The organism is Pseudoalteromonas sp. ABV4_021 (assembly GCF_056159365.1).
The window spans coordinates 1,482,377-1,497,901 of the sequence record NZ_JBSWVB010000001.1 but is presented as its reverse complement, the minus strand read 5'-3'; the positions used below and the strand labels follow the sequence as shown (position 1 = coordinate 1,497,901).

Genomic DNA, 15,525 nt, shown 5'->3' with positions numbered 1-15,525 from the left:
CCTTATTTGGCCTTTTACTTTTTATCAAAACTAAAAATCGGATTAAATACCCAAGCAGGCCCTATGAATAAAAAGCTCAAGTCATCAAAAAATGAAGGCTTTTTACCTTCAATTTTATGCCCCACAAATTGAAATATCCAAGCGACAAAAAATATAGCTATGGCAATTTCAATCACATAAATTGAAATACTGCTCGCAACGTAAATACAAAGCCCAGTAAAAATCGCCATTACAAAACCAAGTTTAATGCTCAGTATAAAATAAAAGAGTAATGCGGCCAGCGTGATAGCACCAAGAATAACGTGCCCAGTTAGCCCAGGTATTGCACTAATTAGCGCTACAACAGAGAAGTAAATAAGCGGCACTGCGACTTTGTGAATTTTAATGTTGGTGGGGTTTTGATGGCTTTCGCCATACAAAGAAAACCATTGTTCAATCGTTTTCATAATTACCTCAGTGTTATTAGGGTCTGTTGACCTTTCAAGTTCGTTTTTGCAGCAGTTTGATTGGGTTTTATACAAGGCAGAGGCTGCGTGGCATAGTCATTCAATGTGAGTCAGCCGATAACACAGTAGAAAAGCCAATCAAGCGCTGCCGAATGGTTCTTTTGAGCGCACTTTTCTCATTGTTGCTCGATATTCGCTTAGATTGCTAGGCCACACATCGAGCGCCGCGATAAAAGCACGCTCAAACAGAACAAAAATAGAACAGCAAAGATCAACAGACCCTAGCGTTATTAGAATAATTACACTAACAACAATAATACACTGAGGTATAAAAAGCTAATTTGCTCGATGCTATCCGAAACCATTGATCATTTTGTCACATACAACCGGTGTTGGCTTATGCTCGGCATCGACAGCAACAAACGTAAAGCTACCTGAAATAGCCTGATGCTTGTCATCTTTATGCATAGTTTCAAGGTAAATAACTACCTCTACTTTCAAACTGGTATTACCTACGTGTACCACTTTAGCTACAAGCTCGGCAAAACTGCCTGCAGGAATCGCCTCTTTAAAGTCAACGCGATCAGAAGAAATGGTTACTAAAGGCTTACGACAAAAACGTGTTGCAGCAATAAATGCCACTTCGTCCATCCACGCTAGTGCGTCACCACCAAATAAGGTGTTGTGATGATTTGTACGACCTGGAAATACCGTTTTAGTTACAGAGGTAATTGAGTCTTTAATACGTTGTTCAATAATATCTTGTTTTGTCATGATTACTTTTGTTTACTCGCAAGCTGAACTTGCATTAATAGTGCGGGATCTAGGCGAACTTGACCCCAGTTTAAGCGCCAATCTAAATGCGGGCCAGTTACTCGCCCCGTTGCGCCTATTTCAGCGATTTTATCGCCTAATTTTACTTCCTGACCTTCTTTAACGTGCAGTTTATGAAGGTGAATATAGGTTGTGGTTACGCCATAACCATGGTCAAGAATAAGCGTACCACCTGAGTAGTATAAGTCATTATTGGCAAATACAACTTTACCTGAAACGGGTGCATAAACAGGTGTACCGGTTTTGTTGGCAATATCTAACCCAAAGTGTGGACGTTTAGGGGTACCATTGAAATAACGCTGACTACCATACACGCCAGAAATACGTCCTGTCGCAGGGCGATAAAGCGGTGATAAAAAGTCTTCTCGATGAGAGAAGGTGCTGCGTGCCTCTTTAACCGCCTTTGCTTCTTTTTTAGTGCGAGTCAGCACCGATTTTGGCGGAGAAACATATTTCTTTTCTACACCAGTAATTTTATCAATGTCGTAATCACGCTTGGTTATTACGAGCGGTTGCGTATGCCAGCCGCCATCAGCAGTTTGCCAGGAAAGTGTGTGTGTTAACGTTTCATCGCGGCCAAAACCAAAAACAAAGTGGCCACCTGGGGTAATCGCAAGCGGCTTATCGTTTAGCTTAACCTGCTTAACGTTTTCTATATGACCTGTTACTAAGCCACCTTGGGTTAAATGCCCTTTTAGCTCTAATGCTTGTGCTGAACTTATAATAGACAGACTTAATGCAAACAGTTTTTTAAGCATATGCAATAGCTCCTTTGCCAACACCTTCATATGCGGCAACGCGATAAGAATTCTCGGGGTTATCATTTTTTAATGTTTGTACAACATGTTGTGCAATGCACTCAACGGTTGAATCAACCGGTAAAATATCGGTAACCGCTTCACTAATGCTTAGCTCAAAATACCCTTGCGATGCGTTGTAGGCAGAGTGAACACCATTTTCAATTGGTGCTACAAACTTAAGTTCGTCTGCGTTGATACGGTCTTCTGCACTGACAAGGTAAATATCTTGCCACTTTTGACACCAAAGCTTGTTAAGCCTTGGGCTGCGCATACCATTTTCTTCAATTTCAATGGTGCTACGATGACCGTGAATAATACGCTGACAATTACCATCGTGTTTTTTTAAGCCGTGACTATAGTGATAGTAAAACCCATTGGTGTGTTCTGGTCTTAAATTCAGCACGATTTTACTCACGTTATTAGGCAATTGCGGCAATATCGTTTGTTCTAAAAAGCCTTTAACACTGGTTTCATTAATTTTATCTGTATCAATCAAACAAAACGCTTGGTGAGGCGAACTGACCGCAAGCTGATGTTCGCCAAAGCTAAAACTAACATTGGTTTGTTCACCGGCTTTCGCAATAACTGCATCGCCTTGTGTTGCAATCGCTAATTTATGATCAATAACATCATCTATAATGCGCTTTACTTGTTTTTTAACCAGCGAAAAATCAAGCACCATTGACTCGTCGTTTAAATCGCCATGCATTTCAAGGTCGACAATCCAACTTTCACCCAACGGGCCGCGGTCTTTACAAAGGTAAGAAAAATCAATAACGGTTAGGTCTTTTACAAATAAAATCATAGATAAGCTGCGCTTTTTAACAATGCTGTAATTATAAAGGGATAACGTGGCTATTAGTAGCAAATTGTTGTAATTCAACTGTTCGGAGTTGTTTGGCGTACAAGTGTAAGCTAAAGTAGCCGGAAAAATTTAAGAAGAAAGAAGTTATGGAACAGAAAAACAGTTATAGCAAAGCCGAATTAGAAGCATGTGGTCGCGGTGAAATGTTTGGTGAAGGCAATTGCCGCCTTCCTTCAGATAATATGCTAATGATGGACCGCATCATTAAAATCGCCGATGAAGGCGGTGAGTACGGTAAAGGCGAAATCATTGCTGAGCTTGATATCGACCCTAGCCTGTGGTTTTTCGACTGTCACTTTAAAGGTGACCCAGTAATGCCAGGTTGTTTAGGTCTAGACGCTATGTGGCAGCTAGTGGGCTTTTTCTTAGGTTGGTCTGGTGGTCCAGGTCTTGGCCGTGCATTAGGTGTTGGCGAAGTTAAATTTACAGGCCAAATATTACCAACAGCAAAAAAAGTGACGTATCGTTTAAATATGAAACGTGTAATCAAGCGTAAATTATTTATGGGTCTTGCAGATGGTACGGTAGAAGTTGATGGCCGTGTAATTTATGAAGCAAAAGATTTAAAAGTAGGCCTTTTCCAAGATACTAGCGCGTTCTAATTTAAAACGAGCTGATACAAAAACGCCCACTTTATGTGGGCGTCGTCTCCTAAAACTATGATTTAAACATTGTGCGATCTTCCATCGCTTCTCGCCATCCACCGAGCCATTGAGATCTTGGGTCAATATTGTCATACGGACACATTTCTTTGGAACGACCTGCTAGGCCTGCTTTGTAACCTTGAGAATGTGCTCTTTCTAAACGATCTCTTTTTTGTCTCTTCATAGGTAATGTCCTCACCTTCTTATTAAACTAATTGGATGTTGAAGTTGGGCAAAGGCCCTTAACCAATAACTTAAAAAAATTCGTAACGATTCCACGTTACGGTTATGGTGTTTAACATTTCCTTGTTAGCAATTTTTAGCTAACAAATGGAAGTGCTCTACATAGATTTAAGTTGCTCCTTTTTACATTATGAGTAAGTGAACTGGCTCAAAGGCCACATGTCTAGAAGACCATATTTATAAGGTTAGATCAAACACAGAAAACATGTTAGATAGAATAAACATGACAAATGTATGAAGATTTAATTGCATATTTGGGAAATCAATGCAGTTTTGTGTAAATAGGAAAATTATTTTTTAATGAAGTGACAATAAGCGAATAAATATTTTTATTTTTGTTTTTTTCAAAACAATTTTGGAACTTTACGATTGACTCTTATCCATTTGATTTTCAACGAATTGTTTTGGGTTCTTCGGGTAGTAAAAGCTAGGATGTTGATCGCAAAGAGAAAACTCACGAGTGTTTTTATAAGGCAATTTCATAAAGCCCGCAACACCATGATCTTTGATCCGTACGATGTTTGCCATAATGCGGTTTAACAGATTTTCAAACAGGCCTTTTTTGCTAGGTTCTAACAAGCGATAGTAATAATGCACTTTGATACGTTCAGGCAGCGACTCAATAATAATACAACCTGTATGGTGAATTTGGTTTAAGCCAAATACCGCTTTTAAAATTTCATTGGGTAAGCTCAGTTGTTCGTCTGGGTCTTTACCATCTTCAAAATAACTGTGTGGCCTTACTATTTCGCTATCAGGCATTTCAGAGACAGAATAATGCAAGGTTGGCATCTCATCGAAAATAAGTGCCCCTTCTTGATCACGCTCAAGCTGAATAGTTTGCCTTGCATCGAATAAACAACACTTAAATAAGCCTTTTTGCTTAATGCCTTGAGCAATAAGAATGGTATTGTTTACCGCTTGAGTAAAGGCCGTGCGATATGATTCATCGTGCAGCACCAAATTAGATTCAACATACAAATTATCTTCACGCCATTGATAACTTAAGCCGCCTACGACTGGATATTTAGCTAAACGTGAAATAGACGCTAAAAACGCTTTTTCCGTATCACCCATATCGACCAAAAATTCTTTGTAGTAACGATCAAGCTGGGCATCTTCAACCTTAGCAAGTTGCTTTTCACTGTCGGCTTGGCGTAGAAATTGTTTTCGCGAGCTATACACTACGGTATCAGGCTTATCGTCAAAGGGATGGTGCCAAAAAGGAATAAGCGCTTTGTCTTTATGAAGTGGTAAGTCAGGCAGATAGCTTTTGGCAATTTTCGGCATATTTTTAATAAAATAATCGCCAGATAAATCGCGGGTGGTTTTATCTTTACTGAGCATGCCATCAATAATGCTGGCAAATTCAATTGGCAAGCCTAAACTTTTCGCCGGTAAAACAAGATTACCAAATCGACATGATTGCGCAGACGCTAGTGCATAAAGCGTGGATGCAACGCCCTGCTCGTCAAAGCGTGGTGAGGATTTAGCGCCCGACATCTGCTCGTCACCAATAAAATATACATCGCCCATACGTGCATTTGAATAATTGGCATCATGGCTCATTAAATCCATCATGTTAGCGGCAACAGGGTTGCCAAAGCCGTCTTCTTGCGCAAACACACTAGAGCCCCAATCAACTAACGAAAACTGGTTTGTGTTTTCATCCCATACGATATTAGAGGGTTTAATATCACCATGCACTATAGGTTGTTCAGTAAAGCCTGTTTTATGATTACGAAGGGCCAACAATATATTGCGAAGCTCAAGACCAAGATTCACCAAAAAAGGCACTGACACGCGGCCATGTTGTAAGCTAACTTGTTCTAGGTTATCGCCTTTAGCATAGGCCATCATTAAAATGCCCTGCTTTTTTATGCGCTCAAAAGCATAAAATTCAGGCACCATTGGGTTTTTCACTTGAGAAAGCATATAGCCTTCATCTTCTAGGCGATCACGTACACTTTGTGCAAGGGTAATACGTGAAAACTTAAATACGCATTCTTTACCTTGAGTATTGGTGCCAACAAAAACAAAACCAAATGCGCCTGAACCAATCACTTTAACGTCATGGTAGCCAAGTTTCTCGAGCTGCTTTTCGCAAATTTTCAGCCATTGCTTATGTTTTTTAGCATCAATGTGCGAAAGCAAATAAATAGATTGCTCTTCATTGATATAAAAATTACGAATGGCTTTAGACATGAAAGGAAATAAACTGATTTTTTATTGATTATAAAGAAAAAAACGAGTGAAAGACCACTCGTTTTTAGATTTAAACGCGCTTTAATGGTTAGAAAGTGATACCACCATCAATTTCCATTACGCGGCCAGTAACAAAGTCATTTTCAAAAATAAAGTGTGCTGTATGCGCGATTTCATCTGCTTCACCTAAACGACCAACAGGTTTCATTTTAAGTAAACGCTCTTTCGCTTCAGGTTTCATTGCATCTGTCATGGCAGTGCGAATAACTCCTGGTGCAATAGCAGCTACACGAATACCATAACGACCTAATTCGCGTGCCCAAGTAGTAGTCATTGCTACAACGCCCGCTTTTGATGCTGCGTAATTAGTTTGTCCCATATTGCCTGCGCGCGCTACACTCGACATATTAATAATAACGCCTTTATTCCCGTTATTAACCATATGGTTTGCTGCTTCACGGCCACACAGAAATACACCTGTTAGATTAACGTCAATGACCGATTGGAACTGCTCTAGTGACATTTTTTTGGCCACTTTGCCTTCTTTAACTTTTAAAAATAAACCGTCACGTAAAATGCCTGCGTTATTTACTAAGCCATCAATCTGACCAAAATCGCTATTAATTTGGTTAAAGGTGTCTTCAACTTCTTGCTCTTGCGTTACATTACATACGTAAGTGCGAATAACGCCCGTTGTGGTGCCTAATTCAGATTTCGCATTTGCAAGCATCTCTTCTTGCATATCAATAAGGGCAATACTCGCGCCTTTATTTGCAAAATGTTTTGCCATCGCAAGCCCTAAACCTTGCGCACCTCCGGTAATAACAATGTTTTTACCATTTACTTGCATATTATGAATCCTTATTAAACAACTTAAAGATTGAAGAGAAATCGAGATTACCCATCTCTTGATTTTGCATTAACTGATATAAGCTTTGCGATAAACGGCCAAGTGGTACATTTGATTGACTGCTGTTTGCAGTATCCATCGCAAGGCCAAGATCTTTTGCCATTAAATCAACCATAAAGCCACCTTTATAGTCATTTGAGCTTGGCACATTTTCAAGCACATTCGGGCAAGGGTTATATAATTCTAACGTCCAGTTACGGCCAGAACTTTGCAGCATAATGTCTGACAAAACTTTAGGATCTAGACCATTATCGATACCCATTTGAAGTGCTTCGCTGGTTCCGGCCATTAAAATAGCAAGTAGCATGTTATTACAGATTTTAGCCACCTGCCCTGCACCATGATCCCCTGCATGAAAAATGTTTTTACCCATATCGGCTAATACGGTTTTAGCATTTTCAAATTCAGTAACACTGCCGCCAACAATAAAGGTTAATGTGCCATTCGTAGCACCCGCTACGCCACCAGAAACAGGTGCATCTACAAAACTAACGCCGCGTTTAGCAAGCTCGCTTGCAACAAATTTAGCCGTGTCTGCATCAATGGTGCTGCAATCAATCACTTGCGTATTATTTGTAAGCGCAACGCCAACACCCTTTTCATCTAAATAAATAGACTTAACGTGCTTGCCAGCAGGTAGCATGGTGATGACAAAGTCTTTCTCTTCCGCGCATGCTAAGGCTGTTGTAGCGCTATTAGCACCTTTTTCAACAAGTTCAGACACAGCTGAATCATTTAAGTCAAATACCGTAACTGCATGACCTGCTTTAACAAGGTTTGCAGCCATTGGGCCGCCCATATTACCTAAACCAATAAATCCAATATTTGCCATGATTATTCCTATAAATCCGTTAATGGATGCCCGTTTGACCATTCAACATTAAAGAATGATTCAATTACATCGCTATCGACATTGCTGATGGCGTCAAATTGCCATTGAGGCGCGTTGTCTTTATCAATCAGTAATGCGCGCACACCTTCTCTGAATTCACCAAGTTGACCACAACGTACGCTCATACCTAGCTCCATTTGAAAGCAGTCTTTGAGTGATAAGCCATTTGAACGCTTGAGCTGTTGATATACTAGATGTGCACTCAGCGGGCTACCATGTGAAAGGCCTTTTTGCGCACGTGTTAACCATTTATCGTCTGTTTCAAACGATAAAATGGCATCTACCTTATCGGTAAGTGCGTCTACTTCTGCCATTGCAGTAAATACTGCGTTGTGCGATTCAATATTAGCTGGCAGGTCAATATCACTTTTTGCATTAAACGTTGTTAATAAATGACTCAAGGCTTGATGGTTTTCATCAGCGTTGATTGACCACTTTGTACTTATAAGTGAATCTATTAGCTCACTTTTAAATTGGTGCTCAATTACCGTATCGCCTAAACCAATATAAAGCGCATCATGGGCATTCACCGACGCGCCCGTTAATCCTAAAAATAAGCCTACTTGCGTTGGCATTTTATTTAGAAAATAACTGCCACCGACGTCTGGGTATAAACCAATGGTAATTTCAGGCATAGCGATACGCGATGATTCGGTTAAAACACGGTGAGATGCACCTGCCATTAACCCAAGACCGCCACCCATAATAATGCCGTTACCCCACACACATAGTGGTTTTGCATAATTATGAATAAGGTAATCTAAACGATACTCTTTAGTGAAAAACGTCTCGATGTAATCGCTTGGCTCGCCGGTATGCATTGCATTGAACAAGCTAACTACATCACCACCGGCGCAAAACGCTTTATCGCCCGCACCTTGTAATAACACCATGCTAACGTGTTCATCACTTTGCCAATCAAGCAGCTGGTTATAAAGCAGCTCAATCATTTCAAGATTAAGCGCATTAAGTGCCTTTTCAACGTTTAAGGTTGCGATACCGATAACAAACCCGTTATCGGTATTTTGTGTTTCAAACGTCACAACAGCCATTAGCCGTTCACCCAGTTTGCTTTGCGCTTTTCTAAAAAGGCGTTCACGCCTTCTTTTTGATCTTGCGTATCAAATAAATTTATAAAAAATTCGCGCTCAAGTGGTAGTGCTGAATTCATAGTGCCTGAGCGGCTATGTTGGATCAGCGATTTACACGCAGCAACCGAAGTTGGGCTTTGTTCTTCAACTTGTTTTGCAAGCGCCATTGCTTTATCAAACGCTTCACCTTTGCCAACCACTTCTTCAACAAGGCCTATATTATGGGCTTTTTCTGCAGTTAAGCGCTCGCCACATAAAATCATGCGCTTCGCCCAGCCTTCTCCAACAAGCCATGCAAGGTTTTGCGTACCGCCAGCACAAGGCAACAAGCCTACCTTTGCCTCGGGTAATGCCATTTGTGCTTGCTCTTCAGCAATACGTAAATCACATGCAAGTGCTACTTCAAGGCCACCACCCATGGCGTAACCGTTAATTGCCGCTATAGAGACACCACGGAAGTTACTTAACGCTTCAAACGCCTGGCCAAAAATAATCGACATTTCAGCGGCAACGCCTTTGTCGCCACTTGCAAATAGGTTTAGGTCAGCGCCAGCTGAGAAGAATTTCTCACCTTCGCCAGTGATCACAAGCGAATACACATCTTTATTGTTATTAAGGTCTTCAACCATATCTCGCAGTTGTGTAAGCGTTTCTTTGGTCCACGTATTTGCCGGTGGATTAGACATAGTAACAACTGCGATATGCCCTTCTATCGATAATTTGATTTGTGCGCTCATTATGCTCTCCTTACAGAATCTCTTGTGAACCTTCAGCTAAAATTCGACGACCAATAATAAGGCGCATAATTTCATTTGTGCCTTCTAAAATTTGGTGTACACGCACATCTCTGAAATGGCGCTCTAACGGGTATTCTTTGATATAACCGTAGCCACCGTGAAGTTGCAGTGCATCGTCACATACTTTAAAGCCAACATCGGTTGCATAACGTTTTGCCATGGCACAATACGTAGTGCGCTCAGGATCTTTTTCATCCAATTTAAATGCAGCAAGGCGTACCATTTGACGAGCAGCGACAAGCTCTGTGTTCATATCAGCTAGTTTAAATTGCAATGCTTGGAACGCTGCTAATGGTTTACCAAATTGCTTACGCTCAAGCATATATTCTTTTGCAGTGTTAAGTGCTTGCTGAGCAGTGCCAATTGAACAGGTCGCAATATTAATACGGCCACCATCTAAACCCATCATGGCAAATTTAAACCCTTCGCCTTCTTGGCCTAACAGGTTTTGTTTTGGAATACGCACACCATCAAACGAAATAAGACGTGTAGGTTGCGCGTTCCAACCCATTTTTTCTTCTGCTTTACCGTATTCAATACCTGCAGCATTTGCATCGACAACAAACGCCGAAATACCTTTTGGACCGTCTTCACCAGTGCGCGCCATTACCACTAATAAATCGGTTTCGCCAGCGCCTGAGATAAACATTTTCGAGCCAGAAATCACATACTCATCCCCTTCTAAAGCCGCTTTGGTTTTAAGAGATGCTGCATCAGAACCAGAACCTGGCTCAGTTAAACAATACGATGCTAATAATTGTCCCATCACAAGTTCATCACAATACTGCGCTTTAACATCATCAGTACCAAAACTTGCAATCATCCAGGTAGCCATATTGTGAATGGTTAACATAGCAGTTGTTGCAGTACAGCCCATTGCCAACTGCTCGAAGATAATACTCGAATCAAGACGCGATAAACCTAAACCACCTGCTTCTTCTGGCGTATATAAACCACAGAAACCGAGTTCACCCGCTTTTTGGATTACGTCTTTTGGAAAAATATGTTCTTGATCCCACTTGCCCGCATTTGGCAATAATTCACTCATAGCAAACTGTTTAGCGGTTTCTGCAAACGCTTGTTGATCTTCAGTTAGATTAAAATTCATAGTCACCCCTTTGAACGGCAGATAAGGCAAATGCCTTATCGTAGGTTGATACTCATATTAGGACCGGTTGCGATATCATCTTCAAACCAGCGTGCAGTAATTGTTTTAGTCTCAGTGTAAAAACGAACACCTTGTTTACCATAGGTGTGTTGGTCACCGTAAAATGAGCCTTTCCATCCTGTAAATGAGAAGAAAGGGAGTGGTACCGGAATTGGCACATTAATACCAACTTGCCCTACTTCAATTTCATGCTGGAATTTACGCGCTGCTGCACCGCAAGCAGTAAATAAAGACGTACCATTACCGTATGGGCTTTCGTTGATGATTTGGATTGCTTCATCTAACGTATCAACGCAAATACACGCAAGCACAGGGCCGAAAATTTCTTCTTTGTATAAGTCCATTTCACGCGTTACATCAGTAAATAACGTTGGGCCTACCCAGTTACCTTTGTCATAACCTTCAACAACAAATTCAGAGCCATCAATTAAACAGGTTGCACCTTGCGCTTTACCACTTTCAATAATTGATAAAATACGTGCTTTTGCTTGTGGCGACGTTTGAGGACCATAGGCTGCTTCTGGGTCGTTCCAAACGCCTGGACGTACTTTAGTAAATTCTTCTTTTAATTCGTTAATCCATTCTTTTGATTGACCAACAAATACAGCAACTGAAATACCCATACAGCGCTGACCAGCGGCACCAACGGATGCACCAACAAGGTTTGAAATAGCACGCTCTTTTTTCGCATCAGGCATAATTACCATGTGGTTTTTAGCGCCAACACAGGCTTGAACACGCTTAAGATTCGCTGTACCACGTGAATAGATGTATTCACCAACACCACATGAACCAACAAATGAAATTGCACGCACACTTGGCTCGTCTAAAATACGGTCAACTTGGTGTTTTGTGCCGTGAATTACTTGAAGAACACCTTTAGGTGCGCCAGCTTCTTCAAACAGTTCAACTAAACGCATTGGCGTAAGTGGATCTTGCTCAGACGGTTTTAAAATAAAGGTGTTACCGCAAACAATCGCCATTGGGAACATCCAAAGTGGGATCATTGCAGGAAAGTTAAACGGAGTAATCCCTGCACACACACCAAGTGGCTGCATATACGAATAGGTATCGATGTTACGCGCTACGTTTTCAACGGTTTCACCCATCATTAATGCAGGCGCGTTAGCTGCTTGTTCAACAACTTCAATACCGCGCCACACATCACCTTTTGCATCTTCAAAGGTTTTGCCTAACTCGTGGCAAATAATGGTTGCTAGCTCGTCGTGGTGTTCTTTTAAAAGTGCTGCGTAACGCATCATAATGCGTGCACGTTCTGTTACTGGTACGTCTTTCCACGTTTTAAACGTTTCTTTAGCAGACGCAATTGCTTCATCAATCTCACTGTCTGTTGCGAGTGGCACTTGTGCCAGCACTTCTTGGTTAGCCGGATTAACAACATCTAACCATTCATTTGATTCCGATTGGCGCATTTCGCCGTTAATATATACAGGAACCTTTACCATTATTCTTCTCCCCAATAAAAAAAGGCGCATAAACGCGCCTTTAATTTTTAATTATTTTACTTCGATTGCCATTGCGACCGCTTCACCACCACCAATACACAGTGATGCCACGCCTTTATTTAGGCCACGGTTTTTAAGTGCATGAATAAGCGTTACTAAAATACGCGCGCCACTTGCGCCAATTGGGTGACCAAGTGCACATGCACCGCCATTCACATTTACTTTATTGTTATCAAGTTGCATTTCGTTAATAGCAAGCATCGTCACCATGGCAAATGCTTCGTTAATTTCCCAAAGATCAACGTCTTCTTTCGACCAGCCCGCTTTGTCCAGCACTTTTTCCATCGCACCAATTGGCGCTGTCGTAAATTCGGCTGGAATATGTGAATTGGTTGCATGTGCTTTAATTTCACACAGTGGTGTTAAACCAAGCTCTGTTGCTTTAGATGCTTTCATTAATACAAGTGACGCTGCACCGTCAGAAATAGACGATGAGTTTGCTGCTGTGATGGTGCCATCTTTTGCAAATGCAGCGCGTAGACTTGGAATTTTCTCAGGACGCGCATTACCTGGCTGCTCATCAATTGCTACTGTCACATCACCTTTACGACTCGCATAGGTATGCGGCGCAATTTCAGCTTCAAAAGCACCACTTTCAATTGCAGCGTTGGCTTTTGATAGAGACGAAATAGCAAATGCATCCATATCATCACGGGTTAAGCCGAACTTATCAGCCGTTTCTTGTGCAAAGCAGCCCATTGCTTTGTTGTCGTATGCATCTTCTAAACCATCGGCCATCATATGATCTTTAATTTCACCATGGCCCATGCGGAAACCGCCACGCGCTTTTGGTAAGAAGTAAGGCGCATTACTCATGCTTTCCATACCGCCTGCAACAGCAACGTTTATGCTGTCTGCTTTAATTAAATCATGGGCTAACATCGCTGCTTTTAAGCCTGAACCGCATACTTTATTAATCGTTGTTGCGCCTGTTGCTAAATTAAGGCCTGCTTTTATCATTGCTTGACGTGCTGGTGCTTGGCCAAGACCTGCAGGTAATACGCAGCCCATAATGACTTCATCAATCTTATCAAGGTCCAAACCACAGTCTTCAATACTACTCTTAATAGCTGTAGCACCTAAATCAGTTGCATTTACCGATGATAATGCACCCATAAAGCCGCCCATTGCAGTGCGTTTTGCACTCACAATTACAACCGGATCGATTTGAGAATTTTCAACAGACATTTGTTATCTCCAAAATTTATATGTTTTCAGCATACATAAAAATTACGTTTACGCAAACGTAAATCTAGATGTCATACCTTTTATAGTGTTAAGAAATAATGACAATGAAGAGTAATTATGTAATGAAATTAGTCCGGTAAGGCTGGTGTGCTTTGAAAGTAGTGAAGTGTTTACCCCGCTAATCTAAGACTAATTAGCTAACATAAACACCTTAAGCTAGCCCGCAGCTTTACCTTTACGTAAACTTCACTTATAGTTAATTACCAAATTAATGAGGTGTAGTTTAGATGAGTACAGAAAATACAGAACAGACCTTTAGTATTAGCGAACTTGCAAAAGAATTTGACATAACAACTAGAAGCATTCGTTTTTATGAAGACCAAGGTTTGGTTACGCCCCGCCGTCAAGGGCAAACACGTATCTATAGCAAACGCGATAAAGTGCGCTTAAAACTGATCTTACGCGGTAAACGCCTTGGATTTACGCTAGCTGAAACAGGTCGTTTGTTTGAGCTATATGATGCCGACAAATCAAGTGCAACTCAACTTAAAATTATGCTTGAGTTAATCTCTGATAAAAAAGCACATTTAGAACAGCAAATGGATGACATTAAAGTTGTTTTAATGGAACTCGTTACCGCTGAACGACGCTGTCGAGACACGCTCAAAAACTTAGACGACGCTTAAAATAATAATCACACCTTATGACAACAACACATCAATAGGATACACACAATGAGCACCGTTTCTCTTTATAAAGAATTAAATTTTGGTCTTGGTGAAACAGCCGATATGATCCGTGACCACGTAAATAGTTTTGCAACCAACGAAATTGCCCCACTCGCAGAAAAAACTGATATCGACAATATGTTCCCAAATGAGCTTTGGCCAAAGTTTGGTGAAATGGGTTTATTGGGCTTAACCGTTGATGAAGAGTTTGGCGGTTCAAACCTCGGTTACCTTGAACATGTAATTGCAATGGAAGAAATCAGCCGTGCCAGTGCATCTATTGGTTTAAGCTACGGTGCACATTCAAATTTATGTGTAAACCAAATTGCTCGTAACGGTAACCAAGCGCAAAAAGAAAAATATTTACCAAAACTTATTTCTGGTGAGCATATTGGTGCACTTGCGATGAGTGAACCAAATTCTGGTTCAGACGTTGTTTCAATGCGATTAAAAGCCGAAAAGCGTGGCGATAAATACATTCTTAACGGTAATAAAATGTGGATCACCAATGGTCCAGATGCAGATACCTTTGTTATTTACGCAAAAACAGATTTAGAAGCGGGCCCGAAAGGCATTACAGCCTTCATCGTTGAAAAATCATACCCTGGTTTTAGCCAAGCACAAAAACTCGATAAGCTAGGCATGCGCGGTTCAAACACGTGTGAGCTTGTGTTTGAAGATTGTGAAGTACCAGAAGAAAACATTCTTGGCGAATTAAACCAAGGTGTAAAAGTACTGATGAGTGGTCTTGACTATGAGCGTGTTGTGCTTGCAGGTGGTCCACTTGGCATTATGCAAGCATGTATGGACATTGTTGTACCTTACATTCATGAGCGTAAGCAATTTAACACTGAAATTGGTAATTTCCAGTTGATTCAAGGAAAAATTGCCGACATGTACACGCAAATGAATGCCGCGCGTTCATACGTTTATACCGTTGCAAAAGCGTGCGATCGTGGTGAAACAACCCGTAAAGATGCTGCTGGTGCAATTTTATATGCCGCAGAGCTTGCTACCAAAATGGCACTTGATGCAATTCAAATTCTAGGTGGAAATGGCTACATCAATGAATATGCCACAGGCCGATTACTGCGTGACGCAAAACTTTATGAAATTGGTGCGGGTACATCTGAAATTCGCCGTATGTTGATTGGTCGTGAACTATTTAACGAAAGTAAATAGGAAGTG

16 protein-coding genes are annotated in these 15,525 nt (G+C 41.0%); 3 read left to right on the top strand and 13 right to left on the bottom strand.

The annotated features are described in order from the left end of the window. Positions 1 to 14: 14 nt before the first annotated feature. From ACXAFE_RS07110 to ACXAFE_RS07095, 4 genes are all read right to left on the bottom strand, one after another. Entirely contained in the window at positions 15 to 446 is a 432-nt protein-coding gene (locus ACXAFE_RS07110; protein ID WP_475150561.1) for an Mpo1 family 2-hydroxy fatty acid dioxygenase, read from the bottom strand. Between the two features lie 351 nt (positions 447 to 797). Beyond that, positions 798 to 1,220 (bottom strand): acyl-CoA thioesterase, encoded by a 423-nt coding sequence (locus ACXAFE_RS07105; protein WP_475150560.1) that lies wholly within the window; start codon positions 1,218 to 1,220, stop codon positions 798 to 800. 2 nt (positions 1,221 to 1,222) lie between these two features. After that, positions 1,223 to 2,038: a M23 family metallopeptidase gene (locus ACXAFE_RS07100; protein WP_475150558.1), complete on the bottom strand. Its 816-nt coding sequence runs from the start codon at positions 2,036 to 2,038 to the stop codon at positions 1,223 to 1,225. Further along, positions 2,031 to 2,885: a 6-carboxytetrahydropterin synthase gene (locus tag ACXAFE_RS07095; RefSeq protein WP_475150556.1), complete on the bottom strand. Its 855-nt coding sequence runs from the start codon at positions 2,883 to 2,885 to the stop codon at positions 2,031 to 2,033. Before ACXAFE_RS07095 ends, ACXAFE_RS07100 begins: the two co-directional genes overlap by 8 nt. Before the next feature lie 146 nt (positions 2,886 to 3,031). Between ACXAFE_RS07095 and fabA the strand changes: the two genes are divergently transcribed. Continuing rightward, positions 3,032 to 3,547, top strand: a complete 516-nt coding sequence (gene fabA, locus ACXAFE_RS07090) for a 3-hydroxyacyl-[acyl-carrier-protein] dehydratase FabA (protein ID WP_010560104.1) — start codon at positions 3,032 to 3,034, stop codon at positions 3,545 to 3,547. Positions 3,548 to 3,602: 55 nt separating this feature from the next. Here the strand turns inward: fabA and rmf are convergent, their stop codons facing one another. The 9 genes from rmf to ACXAFE_RS07045 form a co-directional block, all read right to left on the bottom strand. Next, positions 3,603 to 3,773 carry a ribosome modulation factor gene (gene rmf / locus ACXAFE_RS07085; RefSeq protein ID WP_010560105.1) on the bottom strand — a complete coding sequence of 57 codons (171 nt, stop codon included), beginning with the start codon at positions 3,771 to 3,773 and terminating at the stop codon, positions 3,603 to 3,605. Positions 3,774 to 4,195: 422 nt separating this feature from the next. Then, on the bottom strand, positions 4,196 to 6,037 hold the full coding sequence (locus ACXAFE_RS07080; protein WP_475150553.1) for a protein kinase domain-containing protein: 1,842 nt from the start codon (positions 6,035 to 6,037) through the stop codon (positions 4,196 to 4,198). A gap of 88 nt (positions 6,038 to 6,125) precedes the next feature. After that, positions 6,126 to 6,887: an SDR family oxidoreductase gene (locus tag ACXAFE_RS07075; RefSeq protein ID WP_475150550.1), complete on the bottom strand. Its 762-nt coding sequence runs from the start codon at positions 6,885 to 6,887 to the stop codon at positions 6,126 to 6,128. Position 6,888: 1 nt separating this feature from the next. Beyond that, positions 6,889 to 7,785: a 3-hydroxyisobutyrate dehydrogenase gene (mmsB, locus tag ACXAFE_RS07070; protein WP_475153593.1), complete on the bottom strand. Its 897-nt coding sequence runs from the start codon at positions 7,783 to 7,785 to the stop codon at positions 6,889 to 6,891. Between the two features lie 2 nt (positions 7,786 to 7,787). Continuing rightward, the gene (locus tag ACXAFE_RS07065) at positions 7,788 to 8,891 is read right to left on the bottom strand and encodes an enoyl-CoA hydratase/isomerase family protein (RefSeq protein WP_475150548.1); all 1,104 of its coding nucleotides are present in this window, start codon (positions 8,889 to 8,891) and stop codon (positions 7,788 to 7,790) included. Beyond that, positions 8,891 to 9,667 carry an enoyl-CoA hydratase gene (locus ACXAFE_RS07060; protein WP_475150545.1) on the bottom strand — a complete coding sequence of 259 codons (777 nt, stop codon included), beginning with the start codon at positions 9,665 to 9,667 and terminating at the stop codon, positions 8,891 to 8,893. The genes ACXAFE_RS07065 and ACXAFE_RS07060 overlap by 1 nt, the downstream gene beginning before the upstream one ends. 10 nt (positions 9,668 to 9,677) lie before the next feature. Further along, entirely contained in the window at positions 9,678 to 10,835 is a 1,158-nt protein-coding gene (locus ACXAFE_RS07055) for an acyl-CoA dehydrogenase family protein (RefSeq protein ID WP_475150542.1), read from the bottom strand. 35 nt (positions 10,836 to 10,870) lie between these two features. Then, complete coding sequence (locus ACXAFE_RS07050; RefSeq protein ID WP_475150538.1) at positions 10,871 to 12,361, bottom strand: CoA-acylating methylmalonate-semialdehyde dehydrogenase; 1,491 nt, start codon at positions 12,359 to 12,361, stop codon at positions 10,871 to 10,873. 51 nt (positions 12,362 to 12,412) lie between these two features. Then, complete coding sequence (locus tag ACXAFE_RS07045) at positions 12,413 to 13,609, bottom strand: acetyl-CoA C-acyltransferase (protein WP_475150536.1); 1,197 nt, start codon at positions 13,607 to 13,609, stop codon at positions 12,413 to 12,415. A gap of 287 nt (positions 13,610 to 13,896) precedes the next feature. Between ACXAFE_RS07045 and ACXAFE_RS07040 the strand changes: the two genes are divergently transcribed. Beyond that, complete coding sequence (locus ACXAFE_RS07040; RefSeq protein WP_010560114.1) at positions 13,897 to 14,295, top strand: MerR family transcriptional regulator; 399 nt, start codon at positions 13,897 to 13,899, stop codon at positions 14,293 to 14,295. 48 nt (positions 14,296 to 14,343) lie between these two features. After that, positions 14,344 to 15,519 (top strand): isovaleryl-CoA dehydrogenase, encoded by a 1,176-nt coding sequence (locus ACXAFE_RS07035; RefSeq protein WP_100913354.1) that lies wholly within the window; start codon positions 14,344 to 14,346, stop codon positions 15,517 to 15,519. The last annotated feature ends 6 nt before the right edge of the window (positions 15,520 to 15,525 follow it).

What these genes read in the sequence shown, in the direction of transcription:
- ACXAFE_RS07110 (WP_475150561.1), bottom strand. Translation starts at nt 446, where the DNA reads ATGAAAACGATTGAACAATGGTTTTCTTTGTATGGCGAAAGCCATCAA.
- ACXAFE_RS07105 (WP_475150560.1), bottom strand. Translation starts at nt 1,220, where the DNA reads ATGACAAAACAAGATATTATTGAACAACGTATTAAAGACTCAATTACC.
- ACXAFE_RS07100 (WP_475150558.1), bottom strand. Translation starts at nt 2,038, where the DNA reads ATGCTTAAAAAACTGTTTGCATTAAGTCTGTCTATTATAAGTTCAGCA.
- ACXAFE_RS07095 (WP_475150556.1), bottom strand. Translation starts at nt 2,885, where the DNA reads ATGATTTTATTTGTAAAAGACCTAACCGTTATTGATTTTTCTTACCTT.
- fabA (WP_010560104.1), top strand. Translation starts at nt 3,032, where the DNA reads ATGGAACAGAAAAACAGTTATAGCAAAGCCGAATTAGAAGCATGTGGT.
- rmf (WP_010560105.1), bottom strand. Translation starts at nt 3,773, where the DNA reads ATGAAGAGACAAAAAAGAGATCGTTTAGAAAGAGCACATTCTCAAGGT.
- ACXAFE_RS07080 (WP_475150553.1), bottom strand. Translation starts at nt 6,037, where the DNA reads ATGTCTAAAGCCATTCGTAATTTTTATATCAATGAAGAGCAATCTATT.
- ACXAFE_RS07075 (WP_475150550.1), bottom strand. Translation starts at nt 6,887, where the DNA reads ATGCAAGTAAATGGTAAAAACATTGTTATTACCGGAGGTGCGCAAGGT.
- ACXAFE_RS07065 (WP_475150548.1), bottom strand. Translation starts at nt 8,891, where the DNA reads ATGGCTGTTGTGACGTTTGAAACACAAAATACCGATAACGGGTTTGTT.
- ACXAFE_RS07060 (WP_475150545.1), bottom strand. Translation starts at nt 9,667, where the DNA reads ATGAGCGCACAAATCAAATTATCGATAGAAGGGCATATCGCAGTTGTT.
- ACXAFE_RS07055 (WP_475150542.1), bottom strand. Translation starts at nt 10,835, where the DNA reads ATGAATTTTAATCTAACTGAAGATCAACAAGCGTTTGCAGAAACCGCT.
- ACXAFE_RS07050 (WP_475150538.1), bottom strand. Translation starts at nt 12,361, where the DNA reads ATGGTAAAGGTTCCTGTATATATTAACGGCGAAATGCGCCAATCGGAA.
- ACXAFE_RS07045 (WP_475150536.1), bottom strand. Translation starts at nt 13,609, where the DNA reads ATGTCTGTTGAAAATTCTCAAATCGATCCGGTTGTAATTGTGAGTGCA.
- ACXAFE_RS07040 (WP_010560114.1), top strand. Translation starts at nt 13,897, where the DNA reads ATGAGTACAGAAAATACAGAACAGACCTTTAGTATTAGCGAACTTGCA.
- ACXAFE_RS07035 (WP_100913354.1), top strand. Translation starts at nt 14,344, where the DNA reads ATGAGCACCGTTTCTCTTTATAAAGAATTAAATTTTGGTCTTGGTGAA.